This is a genomic window from Streptomyces sp. NPDC030798 (assembly GCF_055572275.1).
In genome coordinates this window covers 260,409-266,580 of record NZ_JBVIDR010000013.1, presented here as the reverse complement: position 1 = coordinate 266,580, position 6,172 = coordinate 260,409, and the positions used below count along the sequence as shown (strand labels likewise).

6 protein-coding genes are annotated in these 6,172 nt (G+C 69.6%); 2 read left to right on the top strand and 4 right to left on the bottom strand.

The features are described 5' to 3' along the window. Positions 1 to 253: 253 nt before the first annotated feature. From ACZ404_RS28335 to thyX, 3 genes are all read right to left on the bottom strand, one after another. Positions 254 to 1,939 (bottom strand): ribonuclease J, encoded by a 1,686-nt coding sequence (locus ACZ404_RS28335; RefSeq protein WP_468444643.1) that lies wholly within the window; start codon positions 1,937 to 1,939, stop codon positions 254 to 256. 161 nt (positions 1,940 to 2,100) lie between these two features. Continuing rightward, positions 2,101 to 3,000, bottom strand: coding sequence for a 4-hydroxy-tetrahydrodipicolinate synthase (dapA, locus tag ACZ404_RS28330; RefSeq protein ID WP_468444641.1), 900 nt, complete (start codon positions 2,998 to 3,000; stop codon positions 2,101 to 2,103). A gap of 249 nt (positions 3,001 to 3,249) precedes the next feature. Next, positions 3,250 to 3,978: an FAD-dependent thymidylate synthase gene (thyX, locus tag ACZ404_RS28325; protein WP_468444639.1), complete on the bottom strand. Its 729-nt coding sequence runs from the start codon at positions 3,976 to 3,978 to the stop codon at positions 3,250 to 3,252. A 174-nt stretch (positions 3,979 to 4,152) separates the two neighbouring features. Between thyX and ACZ404_RS28320 the strand changes: the two genes are divergently transcribed. Together ACZ404_RS28320 and ACZ404_RS28315 are read left to right on the top strand one after the other, a co-directional pair. After that, complete coding sequence (locus ACZ404_RS28320; protein ID WP_468444637.1) at positions 4,153 to 4,401, top strand: hypothetical protein; 249 nt, start codon at positions 4,153 to 4,155, stop codon at positions 4,399 to 4,401. A gap of 90 nt (positions 4,402 to 4,491) precedes the next feature. Continuing rightward, positions 4,492 to 5,046 carry a hypothetical protein gene (locus tag ACZ404_RS28315; RefSeq protein WP_468444636.1) on the top strand — a complete coding sequence of 185 codons (555 nt, stop codon included), beginning with the start codon at positions 4,492 to 4,494 and terminating at the stop codon, positions 5,044 to 5,046. Positions 5,047 to 5,708: 662 nt separating this feature from the next. Here the strand turns inward: ACZ404_RS28315 and ACZ404_RS28310 are convergent. After that, positions 5,709 to 6,161, bottom strand: coding sequence for a hypothetical protein (locus tag ACZ404_RS28310; RefSeq protein WP_468444634.1), 453 nt, complete (start codon positions 6,159 to 6,161; stop codon positions 5,709 to 5,711). Positions 6,162 to 6,172 lie beyond the last annotated feature (11 nt).

Sequence of the window (6,172 nt, the reverse complement as noted above, 5' to 3'; positions counted from 1 at the left end):
TATCAGATCTTTTCTCGATCCGATTTCCTCGGTGCTTTCCAGGCTTCCGCTCTCGCGGTTTCCTTTCCGGCGGTTCCGACTTTATCAGAAGTTCTGAGTCGGATTTCCCGTCCGATCCGGGGCACCTGCGTCCAGCGCATGAAGCACTGGGGTTCCCGATCGGGCGGAGCCGTAAACGTACTGGAGCGGGGCGCCCCGATGCAAATCGAGGGGCCCCGCTCCCTGTTGGCGCGGTCGGGCGGTCGTCGGACCGTCAGACCTCCACGACCACGGGCAGGATCATCGGCCTGCGGCGATACGTGTCGGACACCCACTTGCCGAGGGTTCGGCGGACCAGCTGCTGCAGCTGGTGAGGCTCCACCACGCCGTCCTGCGCCGAGCGCTCCAGCGCCTCGTTGATCTTCGGGACGACGTCCGAGAAGGCCGAGTCCTCGATGCCCGAACCCCGGGCCTGGATGTGCGGGCCGCCGGTGATCTTGCCGGTGGAGGAGTCCACCACCACGAAGACCGAGATGATGCCCTCGTCGCCGAGGATCTTGCGGTCCTTCAGCGCCGGCTCGCCCACGTCGCCCACGGAGAGGCCGTCGACATAGACGTAACCGGCCTGGACCTTGCCGGAGATCTTGGCCTTGCCCTCGACCAGGTCGACCACCACACCGTCCTCGGCGATGACGATCCGGTCGTGCGGGACGCCCGTCAGCGCGCCCAGCTCGGCGTTGGCGCGCAGGTGGCGCCATTCGCCGTGGACGGGCATCAGGTTGCGCGGGCGGCAGATGTTGTAGAAGTACAGCAGCTCGCCCGCGGACGCATGGCCGGAAACATGCACCTTGGCATTGCCCTTGTGGACGACGTTGGCGCCCCAGCGGGTCAGGCCGTTGATCACGCGGTAGACCGCGTTCTCGTTCCCGGGGATGAGCGACGAGGCCAGGATGACCGTGTCGCCGTCGACGATCCGGATCTGGTGGTCGCGGTTGGCCATCCGGGACAGGGCGGCCATCGGTTCGCCCTGCGATCCCGTGCAGACCAGGACCACCTCGTGGTCCGGGAGGTCGTCCAGCGTCTTGACGTCGACGACCAGGCCCGGCGGCACCTTCAGATAGCCGAGGTCCCGGGCGATGCCCATGTTGCGGACCATGGAACGACCGACGAAGGCGACCCGGCGGCCGTGCTCGTGCGCCGCGTCCAGGATCTGCTGGATGCGGTGGACGTGGCTGGCGAAGCTCGCCACGATGATCCGCTTGCGGGCGCCGGCGAAGACCTGGCGCAGGACGTTGGAGATGTCCCGCTCGTGCGGGGTGAAGCCCGGTACCTCGGCGTTCGTGGAGTCGGTGAGCAGGAGGTCGATGCCCTCCTCGCTCAGCCGGGCGAAGGCATGCAGGTCGGTGAGGCGGCTGTCCAGCGGGAGCTGGTCCATCTTGAAGTCACCGGTGTGCACGGCCATGCCGGCCGGGGTGCGGATGGCGACCGCCAGGGCGTCCGGGATGGAGTGGTTGACCGCGATGAACTCGCAGTCGAAGGGGCCGATGCGCTCGCGGTTCCCCTCCGCCACCTCGAGGGTGTACGGGCGGATGCGGTGCTCCTGGAGCTTGGCCTCGATCAGGGCGAGGGTCAGCTTGGAACCGATCAGCGGGATGTCCGGCTTCTCGCGCAGAAGGAAGGGGACGCCGCCGATGTGGTCCTCGTGACCGTGGGTGAGGACGATGCCCTCGATGTCGTCGAGGCGGTCCCTGATGGACGAGAAGTCCGGCAGGATCAGGTCGATTCCGGGCTGCTCCTCCTCGGGGAAGAGCACTCCGCAGTCGACGATCAGCAGGCGGCCGCCGTACTCGAAGACGGTCATGTTTCGGCCGATCTCGCCGAGACCGCCGAGCGGGGTGACTCGCAGGCCGCCCTCGGGGAGCGGAGGGGGCGGGCCGAGTTCAGGATGCGGATGACTCAAAAGACTCTCCTCACCACACGCGCCACGTACCGGTGGGCACGTGGCGCGCATGACGTTCGTGCAGAAGCAGTTGTCGTTGTGGATTGCGGGCACCGGTGGCCCGTTGTGCGTTATGCGGTTGTGGATTCAGTTGTGAAGTTCGGGTGGTGCCAAGTCTGTTGTCAGAGCTGTACCCCGCCGGCAGCAAGATCGATCTTGAGCTGGGCGATCTCCTCGGGCGAGCACTCGACCATCGGGGCGCGCAGCGGCCCGGCGGGCAGGCCCTGGAGGGTCAGCGCGGCCTTGGTGGTCATGACGCCCTGGGTACGGAACATCCCGGTGTAGACCGGCAGCAGCTTCTGGTGGATCTCGGTGGCCTTGACGACGTCGCCCGCGGTGTACGCGTCGACGAGGGCGCGCAGGTCGGGGGTGACGACGTGGCCGACGACCGAGACGAAGCCGACCGCGCCCACGGAGAGCAGGGGCAGGTTCAGCATGTCGTCGCCGGAGTACCAGGCGAGGCCGGACTGGGCGATGGCCCAGCTCGCGCGGCCGAGGTCGCCCTTGGCGTCCTTGTTGGCCACGATCCGCGGGTGCTCGGCGAGGCGGACCAGCGTCTCCGTGTTGACCGGGACGCCGCTGCGGCCGGGGATGTCGTAGAGCATGACCGGCAGGCCGGTGGCGTCCGCGACGGCCGTGAAGTGCCGGTAGAGGCCCTCCTGCGGGGGCTTGTTGTAGTACGGCGTGACGACCAGCAGGCCGTGCGCGCCGGTGCGCTCCGCCTCACGGGCGAGCTCGATGCTGTGGTGGGTGTCGTTGGTGCCGACACCGGCCACGATGTGGGCGCGGTCGCCGACCGCCTCCAGCACGGCTCGTACGAGGTCCGATTTCTCCGCGTCACTGGTGGTGGGGGACTCGCCGGTGGTCCCGTTGATGATCAGGCCGTCGTTGCCTGCGTCCACCAGGTGGGTGGCGAGCCGCTGCGCGCCGTCGAGGTCAAGTGCGCCGTCCGCCGTGAAAGGCGTGACCATGGCGGTGAGGACCCGCCCGAAGGGGGTCTGCGGAGTCGAGGTCGGAGCCATGGGTAACACGCTACTCGGTGCGTCCTGCGGGGTCTGCCCGCGGGGTGCCGGGAAAGTCAGGACAAAGTGGAACCCGGCACTGCCTGCTCGGGGGTTCAAGCAGTGCCGGGTCCGTTTGATCAGGCTAGATGAACTTCTCTAAATGCCGCAATACGGACACTTCGCGAGGCTGATGCGTACATCCGTTCCGCGCCCGGGAACGGGCCGGTGCGGGCCTTCGCGCTCACGGGATCAGGCGGCTCGGAGTGATCAGGGGGCGACCCGGCCGTTGGCGTTGAAGGCGGCGTAGGTCAGCGGCATGAGCTTCGCCCACTCCGCCTCCATCCGCTCACCGACCATCTCGATCTCCCGCTGCGGGAAGGACGGCACCTTGGCCAGCTCGTGCTGGGTGCGCAGGCCGAGGAAGTGCATCAGCGAGCGGGCGTTGCAGGTGGCGTACATGGAGGAGAACAGGCCGACGGGGAGGGCGGCACGGGCCACCTCTCGGGCCACGCCCTCGGCGAGCAGCTTCTGGTACGCGGCGTACGCCTGCTCGTAGGACTCCTCCAGGGTTCCGCGCACGGCCTCGTGCTGGGCGGGGGTGCCCTCGACGAAGACGTACTTGCCCGGGCGGCCCTGCTGCACGAGCTTGCGGGAGGCGTCGGGGACGTAGAAGACCGGCTGCAGCTCCCGGTAGCGCCCGGACTCCTCGTTGTACGACCAGCCGACCCGGTGCCGCATGAACTCGCGGAAGACGAAGATCGGGGCGCTGATGAAGAAGGTCATCGAGTTGTGCTCGAACGGGCTGCCGTGCCGGTCCCGCATCAGGTAGTTGATCAGGCCCTTGGAGCGCTCCGGGTCCTTGTTCAGCTCGTCCAGGGACTGCTCGCCGGCGGTGGAGACGCGGGCGGCGAAGAGGACGTCGGCGTCCGAGGCACTGGATTTCACCAGCTCGACGGTGACGTCACTGCGGAACGTGAGCGGCTCGGGGGTGGTCAACGGGGATCCTTCCCATCACTTCTTGAGGTTCGCGCCCACTGTACGGGGCACCCCTGACAGTCCTGGACGGTGACCTTGCCGCGCGATTTTTTCGGACATGGGCACCTTTTGTGTCACTCGAGCGTCTGTATGGGTGAGGTCCACTCGTTCGATCCCGAAAGGAGACGTACCCCGATGTTCCGTCGGCGTGAGCCCGTACCCTTCGCCTTCCTGGTCGAGGCGGACAGGTTCCGCAGTAATGTCACTCCCCCGCCCCGTCCTCGGCCGTCCGTGGGCGAGATGGCCGGGCGCTGGCTGCTGGGGCTGACCCTCGTCGCCGGGCTGGTGGGCTCCCTGATCCTCGGGATGCCCGCGATGTCGGCGCCGTCCAGTACGCCGGCCCAGCAGTCCCAGGCCTCGCAGGGGCACTCGCAGGGCCACTGACCCTTCCGGACGCCCACGGGTGGTGGGCCGGAAGACGGCCGGATAGCCTCACCGGGCACAGCCCACGCAAGGATTGAGTGAGGACCAGCCGTGCCCCTGCCCTTCCTGACGGCCGACCGCAGCCTTGAGACGGCACCCGAGAGCCCGCTGCCGTACGACGACCGGGACCGCTGGCGGCGCCCCTACCGGCCCGGGCCGTGGCGGGTGGGCGGAGCGGCTCTCGTGCTGCTGCTGTCCTCGTTCGTGCTGTTCGGGGCCGTGCTCATCGCCCTGACCGGCTCGGCGAACTCCGCCGGTGCGGTTCTCGTCGTGGCGCTGGCGGTCATCGCCGGGGCGCTGCGGATGCTGCGCATGGGCGTGTGGGTGAGCGCGCGCGGCCTGCGCCAGGTGGGCTTCCTGCGGACGCGTACGGTGGCGTGGCAGCGGGTGGCCGAGGTCCGTACGACCCAGCAGCCGGTGCGGTGGCTGGGCCTGCCGCGCACGGTGCAGGGGCAGGCGCTGAGGCTCGTCCGCACGGACCGGCCTCCGGCGGACACCGCTCCCCTGCTGACCACACACGGCATGGACTTCCTGCACCGCCCCGCGGCCTTCGACCGCGCGGCGGACACGGTGGAGGCGTGGGCAGCGGAGTACCGGCGAGGCTGACCGCATGCACGGCGCCGGCTGATCGCAGTGGCAGCGCCGACTGGCCGTGTGGCGGGGTGGCTGGTCGCATCGACAGACGCATCGACAGACGCCGGCTGATCGATATGGCGGCGCATGATCGCCAGACCTGCGCGACTGCGCCATACCGGCCTGGTCGGCCACTCGTACCGGCGCGCCGGCCGCCGCTCCGGCGGGGCTGACACCAGCAGTCCGGAGCGCCGTACCCGTGTGGCCGGACGCTGTCCCGGCACGTCTGATGCCAGTTGCGGGTGAGGCTGGCGCCCATGGCATCGCGGCTGATGCCCGGCGCGGCAGGTCGCCGTGTCGGCGCGGCTGGCCGGTCACGCCGGTGCGGGGGGCCGTACCAGCGCGCCGACGCCTCCCCGGCGGGGCTGACAACCGCGCGTGGGTCGGTGTGCCGGCCGCCGTCCTGGCGCGGCTGATGCCAAGGCGACACAGCGGCGATGCTGACGTCCATGGCGTCGCGACCGGTGCCGGTACGACAGGTCGTCCCCGTTCACGTCGGTCCGCAGGGCTGACGTCCGTGGCGTCGCGCGGCCTCACGGCAAGCCGTTCCCGCTTGCGTCGGTTCGCAGCGGCGCCGTACCAGCGCGCTGGTCGCCGTCGGCGCGGCGAAGGGGCCGGTCCCGCCGGGGTGCGGGTCAGGGGTGGGTCGGGGTGCCGTCGTGGAGGGCGATGGCGCGTTGCATGGCCTTGCGGGCGCGCGGGGTGTCGCGGGCGTCGTGGTAGGCGATGGCGAGCCGGAACCAGCTGCGCCAGTCGTCGGGGGACGCCTCCGTCTCGGCCTTGCGCTTGGCGAAGACCTCGTCGGCCGAGTCGCGGTCGATGCGCCCGCTGGGCAGCCGCCTCAGCTCGTCGACGGGCAGTCCGCCCTCCGCGTCGAGTTCGGCGGCGAGCTGGTTGGCCCTGCGGACGAACTGGGTGTTCTTCCACAGGAACCACAGCCCGATGACCGGCAGGATCAGCACCGCCACGCCGAAGGTGACGGTGACGACGGTGCCGGACTGGATGAGCATGACGCCGCGGCTGCCGACCAGGACGAAGTAGAAGACCAGGACGGCGGCCGTGACGAGGTAGGTGATCTTCGCGCGCATGATGTGTTCGG